Raw genomic sequence first — 24,779 nt, forward strand, 5'->3', positions numbered from 1 at the left:
CCGTCCGCCCATCTCCCGGGCGGTGAAAAATCCGCTTACCCTACCCCAGCACCGCGCATCACGCCAGTCGCATGGGGTGCATGCGGCGCGAAGCGGCCTTCTGACCCTAGACCGCCGAGGCCTGCCCCGGCAAGGCGCCGTGACCGACGACACAACGACGACGCCCCCACCGGTACTCCAGCAGGGGCGTCATCCGCGGCGGCGCGCTTCAGGTCTTGTCGCCGCCCTTCGGCTTCGCCCTCCTGGTCGCCGCCGGGGTCGACGGCCGATCGGCCGGGGCCTCGGCCTTGGCGGTCGGCTTCTCGACCGGGGCCTCGGCCTTGGCGGTCGGCTTCTCGACCGGGGCCTCGGCCTTTGCGGCCGGCGTCTCGACCGGGGCCTCGGCCTTGGCGGTCGGCGTCTCGACCGGGGCCTCGGCCTTGGCGGTCGGCGTCTCGGCCGGGGCCTCGGCCTTGGCGGTCGGCGTCTCGGCAGTGGCGTCGGCCATGGCATCATCCCGGGCGGCCGGTCTGGGGGCGGCACTCTTGCGTGTACCGCTCGCCTTGCCGGTCGTGCCCGGCTTGCCCCGGGTCGTCGCGGTCCTGCGACCCTGCACCTGGGGCGGGGCGGCCTCACCGGCCGCCGCCGTGCCGGCGTGCCCCGCAGCCGAGGGAGGCAGTGACGGGGAGGCCGGGCGCGCCCGGTCAAACAGCGCCTTGATGCGCTCGAAGCGATCCGCGACATGTTCGGAAAGCTCGCCGCTGGCGGCCAGCACATGCTCGATATGCGCCAGGTCCTCGTCGATCTGCTCGGCGCTCTGCCCCTCGAGCAGGGCCGGGATCGCCGCCAATGCCGCCTCGCGATCGAGCTTGAGAATGAAGAACTGCTCGCGCATCAGGTGCTTGAAGTCGGCCAGCTGAATGCTCGGCTCCAGCTCGGCGCGGGAAGCGCGCAGGCGGTTGAAGTTGCGCTCGTCGGTGGCCGGTGCCCCGCCCAACACGTAGATCACGGCGCGCATCACCGCCTCGTGGCTGCCACCCTCGGCGATATGCGCCCGCAGCTCGGCCTGGCGGCGCTCGACGAAGCGGCGGTGCTCGGGCTCGGCGCCCGGGCGACGACGGTGGACATGGGCATCGCCGCCCAGGCCGACCAGTGACTGCAGCAACGGCTGGCCGTAGAGGTCGAGGAACAGCCGCTCGATGCTGCTGTCGCGCAGGTCACGCCAGGCGTTCAGGCTACGCGTGATCTGGTCGGAGACGATGCCCTCGACCACCCGGAAGAGGTTGTCCTCCCCGAGCGGGTGGCGCTCGGCGCGTACCCGCTCGGCCAGCACCGGGACCGGCACCATCAGGGGGTTGCGATCGGAGAGCAGCCGATAGCCCAGGCGGTTGGGGTGCATGCGCCGCATCCACTTCGCCGATTCCGGCGTGGCCAGGGCGCGAAGCCAGGGCTGCAGGAACTGCCGGTACAGCCCCAGGTTGATCTCCGAGATCCGCGCCACCGTGGCGAAGCGAGTGTCGTCCTCCGGCTGGTGCTGGACCTCCTGGTCAAGCTCCTCGATGGTCCGCGGGGTGAACTCGAGCAGGTAGTCACGCTCGATCAGTTCGGCGTCGCTGCGCTCCGCCGCCGACGAGACCGTGGTCTCGTAGAGGCCCGGCGGCAGCACGTCGATGTAGTCCATGTTGGCAGTGAACTCGGCGTGCTCCTTGCGCGAGACGCTGCCCGAGACGAAGATCCCCAGGTGGCCGGTGGTATCGTGGACGCAATAGACGATGGTCTGTTCGTTGGCGATGATGTCCTCGACCCCTTCGAAGAGGTCACGCACCCAGCCCAACGCCTGGGGCGGCGGGGTGATGTCGTCGCCCCGGGAGCAGAACACCACCACCGGCGAGCGCACGTTGCGCAGGTCGATGCGCCGCCCGTCGGAGGTCACCAGTTGCGCGGTGGAGAGGCGGTTGCCGACGAAGAGGTTGTCGACGATGTACTGGATCTCTTCGCCGCCCAGCACCACATGGCCGCCCCACCAGCGCTCGAACTCCAGGTAGCGCTCGGCCTCGGTATCGACCCGGGAAAAGAGCCGGTACTGCTTGCGCCACCAGGTGTTCGCCGGGTTCAGGCGCTCGAAGTTCTGGACGAGAAAGGCGCCGTCGAACAGTCCGTCACCCAGGTCGCTGAGCAGCGAGGTCATCCAGCTGCCGCCGGTCAGGCCGCCGGTGTAGCGCATGGGGGCGTGGCCACGCTCGCCGGCCCAGTAGGAGAGCGGGGACCCGGCGATCAGGATGGGACCGAACAGGTCGGGCTCGAGGGCCGCGGCCATCATGATCTGCCAACCGGCCTGGCAGTTGCCCACCACCATGGGTTTCTCGGTGGTTTCCGGATGGCGCTCGATGACGTGGCGCAGGAAGGCGACCTCGGCCTCGACAACATCCTCGACGGTCTGCCCCGGGACCGGATACGGCAAGAAGCCGATGAAGTAGCAAGGATGCCCCGCCCGCAGGGCCACGCCGATCTCGCTGTCGGACTTGAAGCCGCCGATGCCGGGACCGTGCCCGGCGCGGGGGTCGACCACCACGAAGGGGCGCATCAGCGAGTCGGTGACCACCCCCTCGGGTGGCAGGACCCGCAGCAACTCGTAGTTCACCGGCCTCGACAGCTCGCGACCGTCCATCAGCACTTCGGCCTCGAAGCCCAACACATTGGGCTTGGTCTGCTCGATGTGCTCGAGGTACTGATTGCCGCGGACGCGCATGACATCCATGTAGAGCACGCTTCGCTCCAGCGCATCGCGCCAGTAGTCGAAGGCGGCACGTCCAAAGCCGAACGGGTCCAGGAAAGGCAGCGCAGTGGGCGGGGGGGTCGGCATCAGGGACTTCATCTCGGGCTCCAGGCATGGCGAGAAGGAAATGCTGCGTTGCAATATAGCGCATATCCGTCAATATCACGAGCCCGGACCGGAACATGAGGATGTCCCGGTTCAACGCCTGTCCCGGCCCACGGCCTCCATCCGCGCGGCGGCCGGGAACACGCCGAGCAGCTCCTCGAGGGCACGCCGGCCGCGGCGGGAAGCCTCCTCCGGGTGTCGCCCCCAGGCCAGCAACCGTGCGTCGCCGGGGGCCTCGGGGGGACGATCCAGGCGCACGCCGGGGCCACCGGAGAAGGCGATGTCGGGGTCGAGTGACAGCCGCCACAGCAGGGCGTGCCCGCGGGGGGCGAGGCCCGGCTGACGCTCGCGTAACCGCTCCCCTGCCGCCAGCCGCAGTTGCGCGACCACCGGGTCGAGCCCCACCAGGGTCTCATCCAGCGCCTCGCTTCCCGAAAGCCCGGGGGTCATCGCCTCGAAACCGATGCGGTTGTCCCACACCCGGAACGTCAGCGTCACCACCCCCTCGTGCGCGAGGCTCGCCACTCCCTGAATGGCGAGCTGGCCCAGGTAGGTACGCTGTTCCAGCGTCAGCCAGGGCACGGGGGCTCTGACCAAGCCGTCAGGGCGAGCGTCACGGGCCGGAAGGAAGAGCGTACGGCCGGTGCCATCCGCCAGCACCGGCACCCGTACCAGGCGTCCCGCCGTGCCGGGGGGCGCGAGCGGCAGCCCGGCCTCGCGCATCCGCTGGCGCATCGCCTGACCGTCACACATCGCCTCGAGCAACGCCGGACACGCCCCGACGAGGAGCAGCCCGGAGCGACGACACGCCGAGGCCAGCACGAGCTGCCGCCGCGGCTCGCACTCGCCGGGGTGCAGGACGCGGCAACCCGCCGTGCGGGCACGCGCGACCAGCGCCTCGGGCTCCTCGCCCGGAAAGGGGGCCTCGCGACACTCGACACCGAGCTCGCGGCAGGCCTGGCGCACGCGCAGGCCTGCGAGGGGGGAGGCGACGAGCAGCAGTCGCGGGGCATCGTCATCGGCGCCGGCAAGGCGCAAGCGGGGGGGCGTCATGGCATCTCCGAGATGGCCCGGGCGGGAGTGGCGATGCTAGCATGGACTCCGGACCATCAGAGGTCGCCACGGCGATATCCGGCCGGGCGGATGCACCATGACCACCCCCAAGCTGCTCAATCGCCTGACCTTCCGTCAACTGCAGGTGTTCCAGGCCGTGTATGACCAGCAGTCGTATTCGCGGGCCGCCGAGCGCCTGGGATTGACCCAGCCCGGGGTGAGCTCGCAGATCCGTCAGCTCGAGCAGGCGCTCGGCCAGCCATTGTTCAAGTACGCCGGCAAGACCCTGCACGCGCTGCCTGCGGCCGACGCCCTGGCCGCTTCGGCCGGGGCAATCTTCGGTCAGGTCTCCCGGCTGCAGATGACGCTCTCCGACATGGCGGGCACCATCAACGGGGAGCTCGACCTCGCCGCGGTCTCCACCGCCCAGTACGTGGTCCCCCACCTGCTGGCGCGGTTCCGTGCCCACTATCCCAATGTCCGGGTGCGGCTGCGGGTCTGCAACCGCAGCCAGGCACTGGAGCGGCTCGCCGAGCGGCGCGACGACCTGGTGATCATGGCCCGGGTACCGGTGGACGACGACCTGGTGTTCATGCCGATCCTCGACAACGAGATGATCCCGCTGGCGTGGCCCGGGCACCCGCTGCTGACGGCCAGAGACCCGACTCTGGAGGACTTCGCCCGCCACTACGTGCTGATGCGCGAGCCCGGCTCCGGCGTGCGCAGCGCCTTCGAGGAGCTGGCCGCCGACCAGGATGTCCGGCTCGCCCACACCATCGAGCTGGGTACCAACGAGGCGGTCAAGCAGGGGGTCATGGCGCAGCTGGGCGTGGCGGTACTTCCCCGTCTGGCGGTGCGCCTCGAGCTCGAGGCCGGCCTGCTCGGCGAACTCGCCCTCCCCGGCTTCCCGCTGCGCCACTCCTGGTGCAGCGTCTATCCCCGCGACCGCTTCCCCACCCCGGTCACCGAGCTCTTCCTGCGCTTCCTGCGCGAGCACCTGGGCGAATTTCACGCCTACTTCACTGCCCCACCGAGCCCCCTGCCCAGTCACGGGGTCGATTGCCTGCCGCTCGCCGAGGATCGATGACGCATCACGCCGGGACGGGTGCCCGTCTGTCCAGGATTGCGGCTCCTGTGATACCTTTACGCTCCCTGCCAACGTATCGTTCGGCGCAACATACCGCTCGGTGGCGGCCCCCGGTGCAGTCACGCCGCGGCGGCCACACCACACCTTCGAGACGTCGACAGCCGGCGAGTAGAGAGGCTCACATCCTATGAGCGACACCACCTCCAAGCGAGTGCCCAGCGGTGAGAAATTCCGCAATGAACACGGCATGGCCGTGATCAAGGATGGCATCAAGCAACGCAAGCAGGTCGAGGAGCGCACCGCGACGACCGAGCGCAAGCCCCACTGGTTGCGCGCTCAGATCCCCGGAGGGGGACGCTTCGAGGCGGTGAAGAAGAACGTCGCGACGCATCGGCTCAGTACCGTCTGTGCGGAATCGCACTGCCCGAACATGGGCGAATGCTGGAGCAACGGCACTGCGACCATCATGCTGATGGGCTCGGTCTGTACCCGGGCCTGCCGTTTCTGCGCCGTGGATACCGGCAACCCCCGGGGGTGGCTCGACAGCGAGGAGCCCGAGAACACGGCGAAGTCGGTCGAACTCATGGGCCTGCGCTACGTCGTACTGACCTCGGTGGACCGCGACGACCTCCCCGACGGCGGCGCTGCGCACTACGCGTCCTGCATCCGCGCCATCAAGACACACACGCCGGAGGTGGTCGTCGAGGCCCTGACCCCGGACTTCGACGGCGACCCGGCGGCCATCGAGCGCGTCGTCGACTCTGGCCTGGAGGTCTTCGCCCAGAACGTGGAGACCGTCGAGCGCCTCACCGCCCGGGTGCGTGATCCCCGGGCCGGTTACCGCAAGACGCTGGACGTCCTGGCACACGCCAAACGACACCGGCCCGAGGTCATCACCAAGACCAGCCTGATGCTCGGCCTGGGGGAGACCGAGGAGGAGATCCTGGCGACCTTCGACGACCTGCGCGCCATCGGGGTGGATATCGTGACCCTGGGGCAGTACCTGCGTCCGACGCGCAACCACCTGCCGGTCGAGCGCTGGGTCACCCCGGAGGAGTTCGACCGCTACCGGACCCTGGGGCTGGAGAAGGGCTTCATGGAGGTCCCTTCCGGTCCGCTGGTGCGTTCCAGCTACCGGGCCGACCGGGTGTTCGAGAAGAACAACCTGGGCCTGGCCGCCCCCGCCGAGGTGCCGGGCCAGGAGGCCGACCCCAACCGCATCGACGCCGTCAACGTCGGCTAGTGCCGAGCGCCCGACGACATGGAGCCGTCGGGCGCTGCAGCGAAGCGATATCTACCCGGGAACGCGAGCGTAGTGACCGACGGCCCCCCGAGACCTGAGAACGCGGCATTCCGGCGACAGGCTTTCGCGGAGGCGCTGTGACCCCCTCCCTGGGCGCTACTTTTTCCTTCCCTGGAAAAAGACCTCCGCTACTCCCTGTCCCCGGCGCCGCTCACCTCAGCCGTCACCCGCATCCGCGAGTATTCTGCCGGGCGCTCGGCGTCGACCAGCTTGCGGCCCAGCTCACGGGCAAGACATTCGGCCAGGCGTTCGCCCACCGCCTCGACGCCGGGGCACTCTTCCACCAGGTCCGCCAGCCGGGTCATGGCCATGCCGGCATAACCACACGGATTGATGCGATCGAAGGGCGACAGGTCGCCATCCACGTTCAAGGCGATGCCATGGAAGCTGGCACCGCGCCGGATACGCAGGCCCAGCGAGGCGATCTTGGCCTCATCCACGTAGACGCCGGGGGCATCGGGACGGGCCCGGGCTGCCACGCCATGCTCGTCGAGCAGGGCGATCACCGCGTTCTCGAGCGCCGTCACCAGGTCACGCACCCCGAGCCGGGCGCGACGCACGTCGAGCAGCGGGTAGAGCACGACCTGCCCCGGGCCGTGATAGGTCACCTGGCCACCGCGGTCGGTGGCCACCACCGGGATCTCGCCGGGCATCAGCAGATGCTCGGGCTTGCCGGCCTGCCCCTGGGTGAACACCGGGTCGTGCTCGACCAGCCAGAACTGGTCGGCCGTCGCGGCATCACGCCTGTCGGTGAGCTCGCGCATGGCCTGCCAGACCGGCAGATAAGGGCGCCGGCCGAGACGATGGACGGCGATGGGCGGTAGCGCGCCGGCCGCCGACATCAGACCACCATGTGCACGCGGCCGGTGGCCTTGAGGTCGACGAACAGGGCCTTGAGCTGCGCCTCGCCCGTGGCGCGGATGGTCAGACGCACCGACTGGAAGCGGCCGTTGCGGCTCGCCACCACTTCGAGTCGGCTGCCGTCGAACCCCGGATCGTGGCGGCTGACCACCTGGCAGACGGTGGCGGCGAAGTCCTCGGCGGCATCGCCCACCACCTTGAGCGGATAGCGGCAGGGAAACGTGATCTTCGGCGGCGCTCCGCCGGGCCCAGCCGCCGAGGGCCGGCGAAGATCGCGCAGGGTCTTGTCGTTCATCCATCACCCCCCTAAGCGGAATACCCGACTATTCTACTCAACTTACGGCCACCCACCAAGATTCGCTCAACCGAACCAGCCACCGATGAGATTGCTGAAGAATCGCTGCACCTGGTCGAACAACCGCTTGAACAGGCCGCCCTCCTCGATACTCTCCAGGGCGACCAGCGCCTGCTCGCCGACCACCTCGTCACCCATGCGCACCTCCAGGGTGCCGACCTTGTCGCCGGCCTGGATCGGGGCTTGGATGTCGGCGCGAATATCGAGACGCGCCGTGAGCTGCTCATTGCGCGCCCGCGGTACGGTCATCTCCACGTCACGATCGACCCCCACCCGCAGCTCGTTCTTCTCGCCGCCCCAGATCCGCGGGGTGTTGAGCACCGCACCGCGATCGTAGAGCTTGAGGGTCTCGAAGTAGCGGAAACCGTAGCTGAGCAGCTTCTGGGTCTCCTGGGCACGGGATTCCTCCGAGCTGGTGCCCATCACCACCGAGATCAGGCGCATGTCGTCGCGCTTGGCCGACGCTACCAGGCCGTAGCCCGCCTCGGTGGTCCAGCCGGTCTTGAGGCCATCGACGGTAGGGTCGCGCCACAGCAGGCGGTTGCGGTTGGGCTGGCGGATATCGTTGTAGCTGAAGTATTTCTCCGCGTAGACGGCATAGTGCTCGGGGTAGTCGTTGATGATGTACTGCGAAAGCAGCGCCATGTCCCGGGCCGAGGAGTACTGCTCGGGGTGCGGCAGGCCGGTGGCGTTGGCGAAGTTGGTGTTGTGCATTCCCAGACGAGTCGCGTGCTGGTTCATCAGGTCGGCGAAGGGGGCCTCGCCGCCGGCGAGGTGCTCCGCCACGGCGACGCTGGCGTCGTTGCCCGAGGCGATGATGATGCCGTGGAGCAGCTCATGGATGGGCACCTCGGTGCCGACCTCGATGAACATCTTGGAGCCCCCCCGTGCGCCAGGCATTCTCGCTGACCAGCACGCTGTCATCCAGGGTGATGTTGCCGCGATGCAGCTCGCGCTCGACCAGATAGGCCGTCATCAGCTTGGTCAGGCTGGCCGGCGGCAGGCGCTCGTCGGCATTGTGCTCCACCAGCACCCGGCCGCTGTCGGCATCCATCAGGAACCACGACTTGGCGGCGAGCTGGGGTGGCGCCGGGATCATGGCTTGCGGCGCGGGCACCGCCTGGGCCAGGGCCTGGGGAACGGCCAGCACCAGGAGGACCAGCAATACCGGAAACCAGCGACGGTGAAGCGAGGGGAACACTCTCATGGGGGAGAATCTCATCAGGGACATCGGGGGCATCATGATACGGGGTGCCGCTTCATTCGGCACCGTTGACAACGAAGGCCTGGTCGAAACCGGCGCGGCGCAGCTCGTCGCGTACCGGGGCGACCTGGCCGGCATGGGCGAGCGGCCCCACCTGCACGCGGTGCATGCCGGTGGCACTGGCCACTCGCACCGGATGGGACAGCTCGCGCTGCAGGCGCACCTTGAGGGCCTGAGCATTCTCGACGGAACCGAGGGCGGCGATCTGCAGGTAGATAGGGCGGCCATCCGCGGAGCGGCTCTCCGGCACAGCATTGCCACCGGCCGGAGCTCGCTCCACCGAGGACGGGGCGATCGAGGCGGCGGACGCGCGGGCCGGCTCGGCGACCCTCGCCGCCACCGCCTGGCGAGCGTCAGCATTGCCCTGCGCGCCGCCCGAGGGGGCACCGCCCGGGCCGTTCTCGGCCAACCAGCGTTCCACGTCGATGGCCTCCACCTTCACCCGACCGGTTCCCCGATCGAGGATGTCGAGACGCGCGGCGGCGGCGTAGGAGAGGTCGATCTCACGGTCGTTGTGAAAAGGGCCACGATCGTTGACGCGCACGATCACCGAGTTGCCGTTGTCGAGGCTGGTCACACGCACGAAACTCGGCAGCGGCAGCGAACGGTGGGCGGCACTCATCTTGTACATGTCGTAGATCTCGCCGTTGGAGGTGGCATAGCCATGGAACTTCTCGCCGTACCAGGAGGCCGTGCCCTGGCGAGCGTAGCCGCGGGCATCGGGCAGCACCTCATAGGTCTTGCCCCACACCTCGTAGGTGGGCCGATTTCCGCCGCGAGAGTGGGGCTCGAGCCGCGGCACGGCATCGGGCACCCGGCTGACGTCCGGCGGCTCCAGAGGATAGGCGTCACCGGACATGGCGTAGCGCTCGCCGTTGTCGGTGGCCGCGGCGGGTGCCGAAGCCGGCCGCTCGTCGCTTGTCCGGGTGCCTCCGCCGCCGGCACAGCCCGCCAGCAGCAGCACGACCGACAGTATCACCCACCAGGTCCTCATGAACGCCCCTCCGCCGCATCGCCACGGGGCTCCAGGGGAATCGCCTCGAGCCTCTGGGCCTCACGGATCGCCTCGGCCAGCTCGGTCACCGCCATGGCATAGAGATGGCTGTGATTGTAACGGGTGATGACATAGAAGTTCTCGTGACCGAGACGATAGCGATGGACGTCGTCGGCATGGTCGAGGGCCAGCGGTACCACCGACTGTTCGTCGTCGATCTCGCCACGGGGCTGAATGCCCGCCCGCCGCAGCGCCTCGACCGGGGCATAGGGCGGCCGCGTGAGATTGAACTCGACTCCGTCGGGCAGCGCGTCGGGGCCCTCGGCCTCGTGATAGATCGGCGCCCCCGGCCGCCAGCCGTGCTCGGCGAAGTAGTTGCCCACGCTGCCGATGGCATCGACCGGGTTGGTCCAGAGGTCGCGAATGCCGTCGCCGTCGAAGTCGACCGCGTAGGCCCGGTAGCTGGTGGGAATGAACTGCGGATAGCCCATGGCGCCGGCGTAGGAGCCCTCGAGACTGCCGGGGTCGACCCCCTGCTCGCGGGTGATCTCGAGGAAGGCCGCCAACTCGCCGCGGAAGAAAGGGCCGCGTACCGGATGATGGAAGGCCAGGGTGGAGAGCGAATCGAGCACCCGGTGGCGGCCGGTGAAGCGGCCGTAGCTGGTCTCGACGCCGATGATGGCGGCAATCACCTCGGGGGGGACGCCGTACTCGGCCTCGGCACGCTCGAAGGCAGCGCGGTGGGCCGCGATGAAGGCCACCCCGCGGCTGATGCGCTCGGGCTGCAGGAAGATCTCGCGGTACTCGTCCCAACGCAGGCGCCGCTCGGCGGCCCCTTCCATGGCATCCAGCACGCCCTGCTGGAAGGCAGCGTCGCGCATGGTTGCCACGAGCCAGTCGCGCTCGATCCCCCGCTCGGCGAGTTCCGCGACCAGCGCCCCCGCCCCCTCGTGCCGGGCCGGATCGAAATCCAGTGTGGCCTCGACATGGAACGCCAGTAGCGACAGGCCGGCGCCGGCGACCACGGCCAGCCCCCTCCTCGATCCTTGCAAACGGGACACCGTCATACTCTTCCCTCTCCCGGCTTCGACGGCTAGCGCGGCAGCAGCCTACGATGAGCGTGAATGGCCATGAGAATACCGAAACCCGCCAGCAAGGTCACGCTGGAGGTGCCCCCGTAACTGACCAGTGGCAGCGGGACCCCGACCACCGGCAGGATGCCGCTGACCATGCCCACGTTGACGAAGACGTAGATGAAGAAGGTGAGGACGATGCTACCGGCCAGCAGGCGCCCGAAGGTGTCCTGGGCGCCGGCGGCCAACCACAGGCCACGGCTGACGATCAGCAGGTAGAGCACCAGGACCGCCAGCATGCCGACCAGCCCGAACTCCTCGCCCAGTACCGCGACGATGAAGTCGGTGTGCCGCTCGGGCAGGAACTCGAGCTGTGACTGGGTACCCTGCAGCCAGCCCTTGCCGAACAGCCCACCGCTGCCGATCGCAGTGGTCGACTGGATGATGTTCCAGCCCGCCCCCAGCGGGTCGCTGTTGGGGTCGAGGAAGGTCAGCACCCGCTGACGCTGGTAGTTGTGCAGGTTCATCCACAGCACCGGCAATGCCGCCGCCGCCAGGCCGGCCAGCGCGGCGATGAAGCGCCAGGAGAGGCCGGCCAGCAGTACCACGAAGACCGCCGCCGTGGCCACCAGCAGGGAGGTACCCAGGTCGGGTTGCTTGGCGATCAACCCCACTGGCATGCCGATGAGCAGGGCACAGATCGCCAGGTCCTTCAGTCGCGGCGGCAACTCGCGACGGCTGAGGTAGGCCGCCACCATCAGCGGCATGGCCAGCTTCATCAACTCCGACGGCTGGAAGCGGATCACCCCGGGGATCACCAGCCAACGCTGGGCGCCCATGCCCATGTCCCCCACCAGCTCCACCGCCACCAGCATCAACAGGCCGGCGACATAGACGGGCAGTGCCCAGCGCAGCAGCGTGGCCGGGGTGAGCTGGGCGAGCAGCACCATCACCACCAGTGCCACCCCGAAACGGATGCCCTGGGCGATCACCGCCTCGAGCCGCTGGCCGCTGGCACTGTAGAGCACCGCCAGCCCGGCGAGCATCAGCACCAGCAGCATGACCAGCAGCCAGGGATCGAGGTGGGTACGCTCCCAGACGCTGCGACGGCGGGCGATGCCGCTCTCGGGGGGGCGGACCGGGTGGCCCCGCAGGGCACGAGTCAGGTCGATCAATGCCATGGGTCAGTTCCCCGCCACGTTGCCGGTATCGTTCTCCATTGCCTCGCGCAACTCCTCGACGTCGAGATCCTCATCGTCGAGCAACCAGGCGTCGGTCATGGCCCGTGCCAGGTGCGCGGCATGGGTACTGCCGCCACCGGCGTTCTCGACGATCACCGAGACGGCGATCTGCGGCTCCTCGAGCGGCGCGAAGGCCATGAACAGGGCATGGTCGCGCAGCCGTTCGGCGAGCTCCTCGGCGTTGTAGCGCTGATCCTGGCCCAGCGAGAAGACCTGGGCGGTGCCCGACTTGCCTCCCATGCGGTACTCGAGCCCCACCCCGGTGCGGCGCGCCGTGCCCTCGCTGCCGCTGAGCACCTTCTCCATGCCGGAGAACACCTTGTCCCACCAGGCGTCGGTGGCGAGGGAGATGTCCTCGGGGGTATCGGACAGCGCGAGCGGCACCCGATCCTCGCCGACCCGGCTGGCGATACGCGGCTTGACCCACTGTCCCCGGTTGGCGAGCACCGCGGTGGCGGTAGCCAGCTGCAGCGGCGTCACCTGCCAGTAGCCCTGGCCGATTCCCACCGACAGGGTCTCCCCGGGATACCAGGGCTGGTTGAAGCGACCACGCTTCCAGTCCCGCGACGGCATCAGGGCGGTACTCTCGCCGAAGACGTCGTGGGCGACCCGCTGGCCGAAGCCGAAGGCACTCATGTTCTCGTGGAGCCGGTCGATACCCATGTCGTGGGCCAGCGAGTAGTAGTAGGTGTTGTTGGAGACGGCGATGGAACGCTCCATGTCGACCCGGCCATGCCCCCAACGCAGCCAGTTGCGATAGCGCCGCGAGTCGTTGGGCAACTGGTAGTAGCCGGGATCGAAGATCGTCCTGTCCGGGGTGATCACCCCCTCGACCAGGCCAGCCAGGGCCAGGAAGGGCTTGATGGTGGAGCCCGGCGGATACTGGCCACGAATGGCGCGGTTGAACAGGGGCAGGTCGATGTCCTCCTGCAGCGCCCGGTAGGACGCCACATCGATGCCGGTGACGAACTGGTTGCTGTCGAACCCCGGCACCGAGACCATGGCCAGGATCTCGCCGGTCGCGGGTGCGATGGCGACGATCGAGCCACGTCGACCGTCAAGCAGCTCATAGGCCAGCTGCTGAAGCTCCTTGTCGAGGGTCAGGGTCAGGTTCTGCCCCGGCACCGGGTCGGTGCGGCCGAGCTCACGCAGCACCCGGCCACGGGCATTGGTCTCGACCTTGCGCAAGCCGGCCTGGCCGTGCAGGGCATCCTCGTAGAAGCGTTCGACCCCGGTCTTGCCGATGAAGTGGGTACCGGCATAACGCCCCGTATCCAGGGCCTGAAGCTCCTCGGCGTTGATGCGCCCGACGTAGCCCAGGGCATGGGCCATGATCTCGGCATCGGGATAGTAGCGCAGCAATTGGGCCTCCACCTCGACCCCGGGCAGGCGGTGGCGATTGACCGCCAGCCGCGCGATCTGGTCCTCGTCGAGGTCGCTCATCAGCAGGGCCGGCTGGAAGGGCCGCTGGCGCTGGCGCGACCGCACCCGGAAGGCTTCGGCCTCCTCGTCGGGCAGCTCGAGGAGCCGTACCAGCAGTGTCAGGGTGGCATCCAGGTCATCGACCCGTTCCCGCACCAGCGTGAGGTTGTAGGTGGGACGGTTCTCGGCCAGCAGTATGCCGTTGCGGTCGTAGATCAGGCCGCGGGTCGGAGGCAGCGGCTCCACCCGGACCCGGTTCTTCTCCGAGCGCGTGCTGTAGACCTCGTGCTGCACCACCTGCAGATAGACCAGCCGCCCCATCAGCAGGCCGGTCAGGGCGAAGACCAGCAGTATCGCCAACAGCGAACGCACGCGAAAGGTTCGCAGTTCCTGCTCTGGGTTCTTCAGGGTCTCGCGTCGCTCACGCATTCTCGGCAATGGCCTCGGCTGGCGCCCCGCACCCAGGCGGGGCTCACGTCGGTTACAGGGGCACCTTCGAGGGTCGGGGACGACTCAACGGTGATAGGGATGGCCCACCATCAGGGTCCAGGCACGATAGAGCTGCTCGGCGAGCAGGATGCGTACCAGCGGATGCGGCAGGGTCAGCGGCGACAGCGACCAGCGCTGGTCGGCGCCGGCCGAAAGCGACGGCTCGAGGCCATCCGGGCCACCCACCAGCAGCGCCACGTCACGCCCCTCGAGCCGCCACGCCTCGGCCTCCCGTGCCAGTTGCTCGGTGCTCCAGGCCTTGCCGCCCACCTCCAGGGCCACCACGCGCTCGTCTCCCCTGAGCCGGGCACGGATGCGCTCGGCCTCGAGAGCGACCGCCCGGGTCACGTCGGCATTCTTGCCACGCTGCCCCGGCGCGAGCTCCTCCACCTCCAGGGCGAAATCCCGGGGCAACCGCTTGCGATACTCCTCGACACCCTGGGTCACCCAGCCGGGCATGCGGTTCCCCACCGCCAGCAGGCGGACCCTCATGCGCCGCCTGCCTCGCCTCCGCTACGCGGTCCACGCACTTCCAGCGATTCGGCGTCGCAGGGCAGGTCTGCCCAGAGCCGCTCGAGATCGTAGAGCTGGCGAGTTTCGGGAAGCATCACGTGGACCACCAGGTCGCCGAGATCCACCAGCACCCAGTCGGCGCCGCTCTCGCCCTCGACACCCAGCGGCTGGATGCCGCTGGCCTTGGCCTTCTCGACCACGTTGTCGGCCAGCGCCGCCACATGGCGGGTGGAGGTTCCGCTGGCAATCACCATCAGATCGGTCACGCTGGTCAGGCGCGAGACATCCATCAGGCTGATGTCTCTGGCCTTGAGCTGCTCCAGCGCATCCACCGCCAGAGTCTTGAGTGCGTCGATATGCATAGCCCTTTGTGTCAGCCCTTCGTTGAAGTTACCGTCATTGTACTGGTTTGCGACTGCTCTCAGGAACCAGAATAGAAACCATGGGCCAGGATCTTCGCCTCCACCGCCTCGGGAAGCAGGTAGCGCACGCTGCGCCCCTCGGCCAGGCGCCGACGCACCTCGGTGGCCGAGATCGCCATGCGCGAGGGCAGCGCCAGGCGCAGCAACGACCCTGCCGGCCGGTCCATCAGGGTCTCGGCGGAGTCGACCTCGCGCCCGTCGAGCAGCGCCATTAGTGCCGCCGGCAGCGGTGCGGCGAAGTCGGGGCGGTCGATCACCACCACATGGGCCAGCTCGAAGAGCCGTTCGGGCTCGTGCCAGTCGGCCAGGCGCCGGAAGGCGTCGTGACCCAGCGCCATCACCAGGCGGGCCCGCCCGCCGAACTCCTCGCGCAGCGAGGCCAGGGTGTCGGCACTGAAGGAGGGGCCATCGCGCCTCAGCTCGCGGGGATCGGCGATAAGCCCCGGCGTGTCGCCGATGCCCAGGCGCAGCAGCTCGAGCCGGTCGACGGGAGCGACATGCGGCTCCCCCCGCAGCGGGGGCATGCTGGCGGGAATCATGTGCACGCTATCCAGGGCGAGCGTTTCGCGCAGTTCCACGGCGCTGCGCAGGTGACCCAGGTGCACCGGATCGAAGGTGCCGCCAAGCATGGCGACACGCGGCGGGGCATCGGCCCGCGCCGGCAAGCTGCGCGGCGTGTCAGGGGTCACTGGCGAACCTGGCCATCACCGAGGACGATGTACTTGCGGGTGGTGAGCCCCTCGAGGCCCACCGGGCCGCGGGCGTGGAGCTTGTCGGTGGAGATGCCGATCTCCGCGCCCAGGCCATACTCGAAGCCGTCGGCGAAGCGGGTCGAGGCATTGACCATCACCGAGCTGGAGTCGACCTCGGCCAGGAAACGACGGGCCAGGCCGTAATGCTCGGTGACGATGGCGTCGGTGTGGTGCGAACCGTAGCGCTCGATGTGCGCGATCGCCGCGTCGATGCCGTCCACCACACGAATCGCCAGCACCGGCGCCAGGTATTCGGCCTGCCAGTCCGCCTCGGTGGCGGCGGTCGATGCAGGGAGGATGGCACGGGTACGCTCGCAGCCGCGCAGCTCGACGCCGTGCTCGGCGTAGGCCGCGGCCAGCTTCGGCAGCAGCGCCTCGGCCACCGGCGCGTCCACGAGCAGGGTCTCCATGGTGTTGCAGGTGCCGTAGCGATGGGTCTTGGCATTCACCGCGATGGCCAGCGCCTTCTCCGGGTCGGCGGTGGCATCGATGTAGACGTGGCAGACCCCGTCCAGGTGCTTGATCACCGGCACCCGCGCCTCGCGGGAGATGCGCTCGATCAGCGACTTGCCGCCCCGCGGGATGATCACGTCGACATACTCCGGCATGGCGATCAGCCGGCCCACGGCGGCACGGTCGGTGGTCGCCACCACCTGCACCGCCGCCTCGGGCAGCCCGGCATCGCGCAGACCGGCGCGGATGCAGGCGGCGATGGCGGCGTTGGACTCGCACGCCTCGGAACCGCCGCGCAGGATGCAGGCATTGCCCGACTTGAGGCACAGGCTGGCGGCCTCCAGGGTGACGTTGGGGCGCGACTCGTAGATGATACCGATCACCCCCAGGGGCACACGCATCTGGCCCACCTGGATGCCGCTGGGGCGCGAATGCAGGCCATCGATCTCGCCCACCGGGTCCGGCAGCGCCGCGACCTGGGCGAGCCCTTCGACCATGGCGTCGAGGCGGCCGTCGTCCAGCGCCAGGCGATCGAGCAGCGCGGCATCCAGGCCGCTATCCCGCCCCCGCGCCAGGTCGCGGGCATTGGCGGCGAGCAGCTCGGCCCGCGCCTCGGTGAGCCGCTCGGCCATGGCCAGCAGCGCGGCATTCTTGGGGCCGGTGGCCGAGCGGCGCATCTCGGCGGCCGCAGCGCGGGCCGCCTGACCGAGGCGCTCCATGTAGGCATCGACATCGCCGATGCTCGCGGCGCCGGCGGCCAGGTCGGAAGACGAAACGGAGTGGGAGGCGTAAGCAGTCATGCCGTAGAGTGTCTCCTGAGGCCGGCGCCACCGAGACAGGGACGACGCCGACGTTATACTGTGCGGAAAACCGGGAAGGGATTCATAGTAAGCCACCATGCAGAGCAAGTACAAAATCGGTCTGCTGAGAGGCAACCTGCTGGCCGCGGCCCTGTTGCTGGCGCTCCTGGCCCCCGCCGCGCCCACCCTCCCCGAGGCCCTGCTGCTGTGGCTGGCGACGGGCTGGCTGGGGGTGACCGCCGGGCTGCTCGAATTCAGCCATCGCCGTCCGGCCATGGTGCCGTGGCAGCTGTTGCCCAGCCTGCTGCTGGCCGCCCTGCTGTGGGTCGCCCCCGAGCGCTACCTGATCTGGCTGTGGGGCTGGGCGGTACTGATCATGCTGCCCCAGCCCGCCTGGATGACCGGGCTCAACGTCCTGCTCGCCGGACTCACCTGGTGGTCGCTATGGGACAGGATGAGCCTGGAGCAGGCCGCGCTCTCGGGACTGGTCCTGGCCGGCCTGTTGCTGCTCGGCCTGGTCCGCAGCCGTGACCTGCAACCGCTGCCCGGCGCCGCTCGCCGCCGCATGCGCCTGATCCCGGGACTGCGTCTCTGGCCCCGGAGCCAGCTCTCCCACGACCTGGTGCGCGAGCGGGCACGGGCCCAGCGCGAGGGTGTCCACGCCGAACTGCTGATACTCCAGACCTCCCCCGGCCAGCTCTGGCCGCTGGCACGCCGGCTCTGCCAACTCACCCGCAGCTTCGAGAACTGCTACCGTCTCGACCGACACACCCTGGCGACGCTGCTGCTGAGTCGCGACGCCGAACAGGCCGGACAGCGCCGCGACCGCCTGCTGCAGGCCCTCGGCACACCGACCCGGCTGCGCGTTGCCGCTCTCTCCCGGGTCGAGTCGCTCGGCGACGAATGCCGCGCCCTGGAACGCCAGCATATGCCCGTGACCGTGATCCGGGAGCCCGAGCATGATTGAGCCCCGACCCGCACGATTGCATGCCCTGGTCTACGCCACCGGCGCCCTGCTGCTGCTGGGCCATGCCCTGTGGCTCTACCTGATGGGCGACTATCCGAACATCCTGCTCCCGGTGCTGCTGACCCCGCTGATGCTGCTCGCGGCCCTGTTGCGCCTGGGCCAGGACGACCATGCACGACTGTCGGCCTACCTGGTACTGATCTGCGGCTACCTGCTGATTGCCGTGGCACTACCCCAGCAGGCCGCGCTCGCGCCACTGTGGCTGGGCCTGCCGGCGGTGCTCACCCTGCTGCTGCTGCCACTGGGGCCGGCCATGCTGCTCAACGTCACGCTGGTGCCGATCTGGCTGATCCTGGTCGGCGAGGAACATCTCGATCGCGAGCTGACGCTGAGCTACCTGGCGCTGGTCGTGGTGGCCGGACTGACGCCCTGGGAATTCCTGCGTCAGCAGGCGCTGTTGCGCGCCACCGACCCACGCGACCCGGAGTGCTCGGCGATCAACCGCGAGACCCTGCACGACCGGCTGCACAGCGAGTGCGAGCGGGCCGAGCTGCTGGATCAGCGCCTCGCGGCGCTGCTTCTCCATCTGCCCCAACTCGACATGGCCGGCGAGCAGTTCGGCCCCACGGCCCGCCAGGCCCTGCTCGATGCCGTCTGCCAGGAGATCGACAAGCGCTGCCGCGACCACGACCTGCTGGGCCGAGAGGGCCCGGCCGACTTCTGGCTGGTACTGCCCGACACCAGCGAGAATGGCGCCATGCTGGTGCGTCAGCGTCTCGAGCAGTCGCTGGAGCGCACCGTGCTGCTGGAGACCGGCCCGATCGAGACCCGCATGGCACTCTGCCTGCTGCAGCCACTGGAGACAGCGGAACACTTCGAGCAGCGCCTGCAGGCCCGGACCCAACGCCTGGCCGAGATCTGATTCCCTGCCGCCGACCACGGAGTTCCTACTTGAGTCTTGCCGACACCCTCTACCAGTTGACCCCTTCCCCCACCCTGCTGCTGCTGATCATCGCCGCCATCGCCCTGGTGGAATCCCTGGCACTGGTCGGCCTGCTGGTACCCGGCGTGGTCCTGATCACCGCCGCGGCCTCCCTGGCCGGCCATCAGGAGATCGCCCTGCCGACGGTCATCGTGGTCGCCTTCGCCGGTGCCGTGGTGGGTGACGGCGTAAGCTTCGCACTGGGCTACACCCAGCGCGAAAGGGTCACCCGCCTGTGGCCCCTGTCGCGCCACCCCGAGTGGCTGGCAAGGGGCGCCCGTTTCTTCCAGCGCTATGGCACCCTGTCGGTATTCTTCGGTCGCTTCGTCGGGCCGGTGCGCCCGATGGTGCCGATGATCGCCGGCATGCTGCACATGTCGCCGCGCGCCTTCACCTGGGCCAACCTCGCCTCGGCGGCCCTGTGGGCTCCCGCCTACGTGCTGCCCGGCTACCTGCTGGGACGTACCTGGCAACAGCTGCTGGACCTGCCGGAGGGTACCGAGACCTGGCTGATCACCCTGGCCGTGCTGCTGGTGGCACTGGCGGTGGTATTCTCCTGGCTGCGCCAGCAGGTCACCCGCCCCGGGCGTCTCTATCGCCTGGCGGCCAACGGCGCGCGGCGCCATCCGGTGATGCGGCGCTTCTGGCTGGCCCAGAGCTGGCGGGGACAGGGCGAGGTGCCGCTCGCCAGCTGGCTGCTGCTGATCCTCGCCCTGGGCGCACTCTCGGGCTGGACCCTGATGGTGATCCAGCAGCAGGGGCCGCTGGACATGGACCTGCGCGTCGATTCGCTCTTCGCGGCACTGGCCACCCCCACCTTGCAGCGTGCCGGCCAGGTGCTCGCCCGGATCGGCGACACCTACGGGGTGCTGGCCCTGGTGCTGCCCTGGGGCCTGTGGCTGCTGTGGAAGCGGCACCTGGCCGCCTTCGTGCACATTTCGGCCGGACTGGGCGGCATCGCCCTGCTCAACACCCTGGGCAAGGCACTGATCGGTCGCGACCGCCCCGGCACCCCGGACTACCTGACCGGCTCCCTGGCCTACCCCAGCGCCCATGCCTCCACCGCCGTGGTGGTGGCCGGCCTCGCCGCCGCCTTCATCGCCCGGGAACTGCCCCATCGACAGCGTCACTGGATCTACTGGGGAGCGATCCTGTTCGTCGTCCCCATGGCGCTCTCGCGGCTGATGATCGGCGTGCACTGGCTCAGCGATCTGGTCGGCGGCGCCCTGCTCGGACTGGTGGTCTGCGCCCTGGTGCACCTGGCCTGGCAACAGAAGCCGCATCCACGGCTCGCCCCCTGCCCCTGGTGGTGGCTCGGCGCCGCTTCGCTGGCCCTGGTCGGCGCCCGGGTGGCCTGGCTACCGCCGGTCTAGGAGCCTGTCGGATTTGACCGATCGTCGCGAGGAACACGGATTTCGAGACAAGTTTATCGATCTGATGAGGCGAATAGCGCGCTATTTAACGAATCAGATCGAATGAAATTGGCCGAAAGCCCGGGTTTCGTAGCAGATCAGCGTTAAGTCCGACAGGCTCCTGGGCCGGGCCCCCTACCCCAGGGCAAGCCACAGCCCGACGCCGACCATCAGCGTGCCGGCGATGCGGTTGAGCAGGCGCACGTTGCCGCTCTCGCCGAGCAGCCGGCGCAGGCTGCGCCCACCGGCAGCGTAGAGCAGCAGGCAGAGGAACTCGATGGCCAGGATCAGCGCGATCAACACGGCAAGCTGGCCGGCCAGCGCCCGGGAGGCGTCGAGGAAGGGCGGCAACAGGGCGACGAAGAAGGCCCAGCCCTTGGGGTTGGCCACCGCGGTGAGAAACCCCTGCAGTGCCAGCTGCCCGCGTGAGGCCGGTGGCAGCTCGACGCTCTCGAGCGGAATCGCCATGCGCCCCCGGGAGCGCCACATCATCACCCCCAGATACCCCAGGTAGGCGCCGCCCACCCACTTGAACAGCGCGAACAGCTCCGGCTGACGCAGCATCAGCGTGGCCACTCCGGCACCGGCGGCGGCGGCCACCAGGCCCACCCCGACCAGCTCGCCCGCCATCATCCACAGGGTGCGCCTCACGCCCTGGGTCATCCCCAGCACCATGGATAGCGTCATGCACATGCCGGGGGTCAGCGACACGAGCAGGAAGGTCGGCACGAAGACCGACAGCAGCGACAGCTTGATCATCATCGCAGGCCTCGTCCTTGTGTGCCCCCAGCCTGGCAGGAGCGGGTGACACCACCGTGACGACTCCCATACCGGGAGCCTCCCGTCATTCGCCCCAGCGTGGCACCAGGCGATGCTCGATCCCCAGTTGGTTGAGGATCCGCGCCACGATGAAGTCGACCAGGTCGTCGATGCTCGACGGCCGATGGTAGAACCCCGGCGCCGCCGGCAGGATGACCGCGCCCATGCGGGTCAGGCTCAGCATGTGCTCGAGGTGGATCGCCGAGAAGGGCGTCTCCCGAGGCACCAGGATCAAGCGGCGACGCTCCTTGAGCGCCACGTCGGCGGCGCGCTCGATCAGGTTGTTGCTGGCCCCCGTGGCCACCGCCGAGAGGGTGCCGGTGGAGCAGGGACAGATCACCATCGCCGACGGCGCCCCGGACCCGGAGGCCACCGGTGCCATCCAGTCCTCGCGGGCGAAGCAGCGGATCTGGCCGGGGGCCGCGCCGCTGCGCTCGGTCAGCGCCTCGGCCAGCCGCTGCGGGCGCACCGGCAGGTCGGCCCCGGTCTCGGTGGCGATCACCAGATGGGCAGCCTTGGAGATCATCACCCAGACCGCGTGGTCGGCCGCCACCAGCGCCTCGATCAGGCGCAGGCCGTACTGGGCCCCGGAAGCCCCGGTGATGGCCACGGTGACCGGTTCGCGCAGCTCGTCAGCCATGGGCGGCCTCCAGCGCGGCCAGCAGCTTCTCGTGGATACCGCCGAACCCGCCGTTGGACATCACCACGATGCGATCGAGCGGACGCGCCTCGACCACCAGGGCGGCGACCAGCGCGTCGAGATCCTCGTGCAACCGGGACGGCACCGGACTCGCCTCGAGCAGCGGCGCCAGCGACCAGTCGAGCTCCGGGGACTGGTACCAGAAGGCGGCATCGGCGGCGGCGACGCTGCCGGCGAGGCGATCGCGCAGGGTGCCCAGGCGCATGGTGTTGGAGCGCGGCTCGATCACCGCCAGCAACCGGCCGCGCGCGGTAGCGGCGCGCAGCCCCTCCAGGGTGGCGGCGATGGCCGTGGGATGGTGGGCGAAATCGTCGATCACCTGGATCCCGGCCACCTCGCCGCGCAGCTCCTGGCGCCGGCGAGGGGACTCGAAGCGCGACAGCGCCGCACAACCGCGGGCCAGGTCGATCCCGCACACCCTCGCCGCCGCCAGCGCGGCCAGGGCGTTGCGGGCGTTGTAGGCGCCGGTCAGCGTCCAGTCGACCACGGCGTCCTCGTCGACGCTTTCCTCACCCTGGCCCTCCTGGTGGATCACCCGGAAGCGGGAGGCGTCCTCGCGCTCGAGCGCCAGCCGCCAGGGACTGGCGGCGTCGCTGCCGAAGCGGACGACCGGCGTCCAGCAGCCCTGCTCGAGCACCCGGTCGAGCGCCGGTTCACCGTCGGCCACCAGCAGCCGGCCCCGGCCGGGCACGGTGCGCACCAGGTGGTGAAACTGCCGCTCGATGGCGGCGAGGTCGGGAAAGATGTCCGCGTGGTCGAACTCGAGGTTGCCGAGGATCGCGATCTCGGGCCGGTAGTGGACGAACTTGGAGCGCTTGTCGAAGAACGCCGTGTCGTATTCGTCGGCCTCGACCACGAAGGGGGCGTCATGGGCCCCGAGACGCGCCGAGACGCCGAAGTTGCGCGGCACCCCGCCGATCAAAAAGCCCGGGGCGAGACCGGCGGACTCCAGCAGCCAGGCCAGCAGGCTGGCCGTGGTGGTCTTGCCGTGGGTGCCGGCCACGGCGATCACCCGCCGCCCGGCCAGCACCTGCTCGGCGAGCCACTGGGGCCCCGAGACATAGGGCAGCCCCAGGTCGAGCAGCGCCTCGACCTCGGGGTTGCCCCGGGACAGCGCATTGCCCACCACCACCAGGTCGGGGCACGGCGAGAGGTTGGCGGCGGCGTAGCCCTCGGCCAGGTGGATACCGGCCTCCTCGAGCTGGGTGCTCATGGGCGGATAGACATTGGCATCCGAACCGCTGACGGTGTGGCCAAGCTCCCGGGCCAGCAGCGCCAGGCTGCCCATGAAGGTGCCACAGATGCCGAGAATATGAAGGTGCATGCTGTCTCCGACTGCATCGTGCCGCCGCAGGCCGCGGCGCGGTCACGGGAGACTAGCATGGTGCCCGCGGCGCGCTCCAGCGGGCACCGTCGCAGGCGGGGCACAAGCCCGCTTGACCTCCTCGGCTGCACAGATGCAGGACTCGCCGCTTTCGGCTAGAATCACACCCCTTTCGACCCCGAAGGAATCACTGAATAGACCGGCGGCGCGGTCGCCCGGACCGCTATTCAGTGATTCCTGGACGCTACCCAGGAGCAGGAAAGCCCCCATGGCCCAGCACAACGCCTTCTACGCCCAGTCCGGCGGCGTCACCGCCGTGATCAATGCCAGCGCCTGCGGCGTGATCGAGGCCTGCCGCCGCCACCCGGACCGCATCGGCAAGGTCTATGCCGGCCACAACGGCATCATCGGCGCGCTGACCGAGGACCTCATCGATGTCAGCCAGGAATCCGACGAGACCATCGCCGCCCTGCGCCACACCCCGGGTGGCGCCTTCGGCTCCTGTCGCTACAAGCTCAAGGACATCGAGAGCCACCGCGCCCAGTACGAGCGGCTGATCGAGGTGTTCAAGGCCCACGACATCCGCTACTTCTTCTACAATGGCGGCGGCGACAGCGCCGACACCTGCCTCAAGGTCTCCCAGCTCTCCGAGAAGCTGGGCTATCCGCTGACCGCCATCCACGTGCCCAAGACCGTGGACAACGACCTGCCGATCACCGACAACTCGCCGGGCTTCGGCAGCGTGGCCAAGTACATCGCCACCTCGACCCTGGAAACCTCGCTCGACATCGCCTCGATGTGCGCCACCTCCACCAAGGTGTTCGTGCTCGAGGTGATGGGACGCCACGCCGGCTGGATCGCCGCCGCCGGGGCGCTGGCCGGCAACGGCGAGGGCGAGCCGCCCCACCTGGTGATCTTCCCCGAGGTGCACTTCGACCGTGCCGCGGTGATGGCCCGGGTCGAGGAGGCGGTGCAGAAGTACGGCTACTGCGTGATCGTGGTCTCCGAGGGCGCCCGCTACGAGGACGGCACCTTCCTCGCCGACTCCGGCAACACCGACGCCTTCGGCCACCGTCAGCTGGGCGGCGTGGCGCCGACGCTCGCCGGCATGGTCAAGCAGGACCTGGGCTACAAGTACCACTGGGCGGTGGCCGACTACCTGCAGCGTGCCGCCCGTCACCTGGCCTCGAAGACCGACGTCGACCAGGCCTACGCCGTGGGCGAGAAGGCCGTGGAACTCGCCCTCGACGGCAAGAACGCCATGATGCCGGCGATCAAGCGCGTCTCCGATGCCCCCTACGCCTGGCGCATCGAGGCCGCGCCGCTGGCCGAGGTGGCCAATCGCGAGAAGTTCATGCCCCGGGAGTACATCCGCGAGGACGGCTTCGGCATCACCGAGGCGTGCCGCCAGTACCTCTCGCCGCTGATCCAGGGCGAGGACTTCCCGCCGTTCGAGAACGGCCTGCCGAGGGTCGCCCGGCTCAAGCGTGCCAAGGTCGAGCGCAAGCTGCCCGAGTTCAAGCTCTAGGCTTCGGGCTTCGGGCTTCGGGCTTCGGGCTTCGGGCTTCGGGCTTCGGGCTTCGGGCTTCGGGCTTCGGGCTTCGGGCTTCGGGCTTCGGGCTTCGGGCTTCGG

22 protein-coding genes and 1 pseudogene are annotated in these 24,779 nt (G+C 69.2%); 6 read left to right on the forward strand and 17 right to left on the reverse strand.

What is annotated here, in order from left to right; genetic code table 11:
• Positions 1-208: 208 nt before the first annotated feature.
• Entirely contained in the window at positions 209-2,854 is a 2,646-nt protein-coding gene (locus AC5W54_RS10835; RefSeq protein WP_495962094.1) for a DUF3141 domain-containing protein, read from the reverse strand.
• A 99-nt stretch (positions 2,855-2,953) separates the two neighbouring features.
• A complete protein-coding gene (locus AC5W54_RS10840; protein WP_495962095.1) occupies positions 2,954-3,913 on the reverse strand; it encodes an ATP-binding protein in 960 nt (319 codons plus the stop codon).
• A gap of 97 nt (positions 3,914-4,010) precedes the next feature.
• Here AC5W54_RS10840 and AC5W54_RS10845 point away from each other — a divergent pair, with 97 nt between their 5' ends.
• A complete protein-coding gene (locus AC5W54_RS10845) occupies positions 4,011-5,000 on the forward strand; it encodes a LysR family transcriptional regulator (protein ID WP_495962096.1) in 990 nt (329 codons plus the stop codon).
• Between the two features lie 187 nt (positions 5,001-5,187).
• On the forward strand, positions 5,188-6,243 hold the full coding sequence (gene lipA, locus AC5W54_RS10850) for a lipoyl synthase (protein WP_495962097.1): 1,056 nt from the start codon (positions 5,188-5,190) through the stop codon (positions 6,241-6,243).
• 188 nt (positions 6,244-6,431) lie between these two features.
• Here the strand turns inward: lipA and lipB are convergent, their stop codons facing one another.
• From lipB to AC5W54_RS10910, 12 genes and pseudogenes are all read right to left on the reverse strand, one after another.
• Complete coding sequence (gene lipB / locus AC5W54_RS10855; protein WP_495962098.1) at positions 6,432-7,145, reverse strand: lipoyl(octanoyl) transferase LipB; 714 nt, start codon at positions 7,143-7,145, stop codon at positions 6,432-6,434.
• Complete coding sequence (locus tag AC5W54_RS10860) at positions 7,145-7,459, reverse strand: HP0495 family protein (protein ID WP_495962099.1); 315 nt, start codon at positions 7,457-7,459, stop codon at positions 7,145-7,147. The genes lipB and AC5W54_RS10860 overlap by 1 nt, the downstream gene beginning before the upstream one ends.
• Positions 7,460-7,525: 66 nt before the next feature.
• Entirely contained in the window at positions 7,526-7,963 is a 438-nt protein-coding gene (locus tag AC5W54_RS10865) for a hypothetical protein (protein ID WP_495962156.1), read from the reverse strand.
• Between the two features lie 27 nt (positions 7,964-7,990).
• Positions 7,991-8,861, reverse strand: a pseudogene (locus AC5W54_RS10870) (D-alanyl-D-alanine carboxypeptidase family protein); the annotation flags it as partial.
• On the reverse strand, positions 8,779-9,777 hold the full coding sequence (locus AC5W54_RS10875) for a septal ring lytic transglycosylase RlpA family protein (RefSeq protein ID WP_495962100.1): 999 nt from the start codon (positions 9,775-9,777) through the stop codon (positions 8,779-8,781). The gene AC5W54_RS10875 and the pseudogene AC5W54_RS10870, both read right to left, overlap by 83 nt.
• Positions 9,774-10,844: a lytic murein transglycosylase B gene (mltB, locus tag AC5W54_RS10880; protein ID WP_495962101.1), complete on the reverse strand. Its 1,071-nt coding sequence runs from the start codon at positions 10,842-10,844 to the stop codon at positions 9,774-9,776. The genes AC5W54_RS10875 and mltB overlap by 4 nt, the downstream gene beginning before the upstream one ends.
• Before the next feature lie 26 nt (positions 10,845-10,870).
• On the reverse strand, positions 10,871-12,031 hold the full coding sequence (gene rodA / locus AC5W54_RS10885) for a rod shape-determining protein RodA (protein ID WP_495962102.1): 1,161 nt from the start codon (positions 12,029-12,031) through the stop codon (positions 10,871-10,873).
• A gap of 3 nt (positions 12,032-12,034) precedes the next feature.
• Complete coding sequence (gene mrdA / locus AC5W54_RS10890; RefSeq protein ID WP_495962103.1) at positions 12,035-13,942, reverse strand: penicillin-binding protein 2; 1,908 nt, start codon at positions 13,940-13,942, stop codon at positions 12,035-12,037.
• 84 nt (positions 13,943-14,026) lie between these two features.
• Positions 14,027-14,494: a 23S rRNA (pseudouridine(1915)-N(3))-methyltransferase RlmH gene (gene rlmH, locus AC5W54_RS10895; RefSeq protein ID WP_495962104.1), complete on the reverse strand. Its 468-nt coding sequence runs from the start codon at positions 14,492-14,494 to the stop codon at positions 14,027-14,029.
• Positions 14,491-14,877 carry a ribosome silencing factor gene (gene rsfS, locus AC5W54_RS10900; RefSeq protein ID WP_495962105.1) on the reverse strand — a complete coding sequence of 129 codons (387 nt, stop codon included), beginning with the start codon at positions 14,875-14,877 and terminating at the stop codon, positions 14,491-14,493. The genes rlmH and rsfS overlap by 4 nt, the downstream gene beginning before the upstream one ends.
• A 59-nt stretch (positions 14,878-14,936) precedes the next feature.
• Positions 14,937-15,566: a nicotinate-nucleotide adenylyltransferase gene (gene nadD / locus AC5W54_RS10905; protein ID WP_495962157.1), complete on the reverse strand. Its 630-nt coding sequence runs from the start codon at positions 15,564-15,566 to the stop codon at positions 14,937-14,939.
• 56 nt (positions 15,567-15,622) lie between these two features.
• Entirely contained in the window at positions 15,623-16,942 is a 1,320-nt protein-coding gene (locus AC5W54_RS10910) for a glutamate-5-semialdehyde dehydrogenase (protein WP_495962106.1), read from the reverse strand.
• Between the two features lie 97 nt (positions 16,943-17,039).
• On the opposite strand from AC5W54_RS10910, the gene AC5W54_RS10915 reads away from it, so the two are divergent.
• Genes AC5W54_RS10915 through AC5W54_RS10925 form a run of 3 tightly spaced genes read left to right on the forward strand, consistent with a single transcriptional unit; the run spans position 17,040 to position 20,264 of the window.
• The gene (locus AC5W54_RS10915) at positions 17,040-17,909 is read left to right on the forward strand and encodes a hypothetical protein (RefSeq protein WP_495962107.1); all 870 of its coding nucleotides are present in this window, start codon (positions 17,040-17,042) and stop codon (positions 17,907-17,909) included.
• On the forward strand, positions 17,902-18,831 hold the full coding sequence (locus AC5W54_RS10920) for a GGDEF domain-containing protein (protein WP_495962108.1): 930 nt from the start codon (positions 17,902-17,904) through the stop codon (positions 18,829-18,831). Before AC5W54_RS10915 ends, AC5W54_RS10920 begins: the two co-directional genes overlap by 8 nt.
• A 29-nt stretch (positions 18,832-18,860) precedes the next feature.
• Positions 18,861-20,264: a bifunctional DedA family/phosphatase PAP2 family protein gene (locus AC5W54_RS10925; RefSeq protein ID WP_495962109.1), complete on the forward strand. Its 1,404-nt coding sequence runs from the start codon at positions 18,861-18,863 to the stop codon at positions 20,262-20,264.
• A 174-nt stretch (positions 20,265-20,438) separates the two neighbouring features.
• Here AC5W54_RS10925 and AC5W54_RS10930 read toward each other — a convergent pair whose 3' ends face one another.
• The 3 genes from AC5W54_RS10930 to mpl form a co-directional block, all read right to left on the reverse strand.
• Positions 20,439-21,062 (reverse strand): LysE family translocator, encoded by a 624-nt coding sequence (locus tag AC5W54_RS10930; RefSeq protein WP_495962158.1) that lies wholly within the window; start codon positions 21,060-21,062, stop codon positions 20,439-20,441.
• A gap of 85 nt (positions 21,063-21,147) precedes the next feature.
• Complete coding sequence (locus AC5W54_RS10935) at positions 21,148-21,762, reverse strand: flavin prenyltransferase UbiX (protein WP_495962110.1); 615 nt, start codon at positions 21,760-21,762, stop codon at positions 21,148-21,150.
• Positions 21,755-23,146: a UDP-N-acetylmuramate:L-alanyl-gamma-D-glutamyl-meso-diaminopimelate ligase gene (gene mpl, locus AC5W54_RS10940; protein WP_495962111.1), complete on the reverse strand. Its 1,392-nt coding sequence runs from the start codon at positions 23,144-23,146 to the stop codon at positions 21,755-21,757. The genes AC5W54_RS10935 and mpl overlap by 8 nt, the downstream gene beginning before the upstream one ends.
• Positions 23,147-23,414: 268 nt before the next feature.
• On the opposite strand from mpl, the gene AC5W54_RS10945 reads away from it, so the two are divergent.
• On the forward strand, positions 23,415-24,674 hold the full coding sequence (locus tag AC5W54_RS10945) for a 6-phosphofructokinase (RefSeq protein WP_495962112.1): 1,260 nt from the start codon (positions 23,415-23,417) through the stop codon (positions 24,672-24,674).
• Positions 24,675-24,779: the final 105 nt, after the last annotated feature.

Source organism: Halomonas sp. LMYGS-3, from assembly GCF_059509875.1.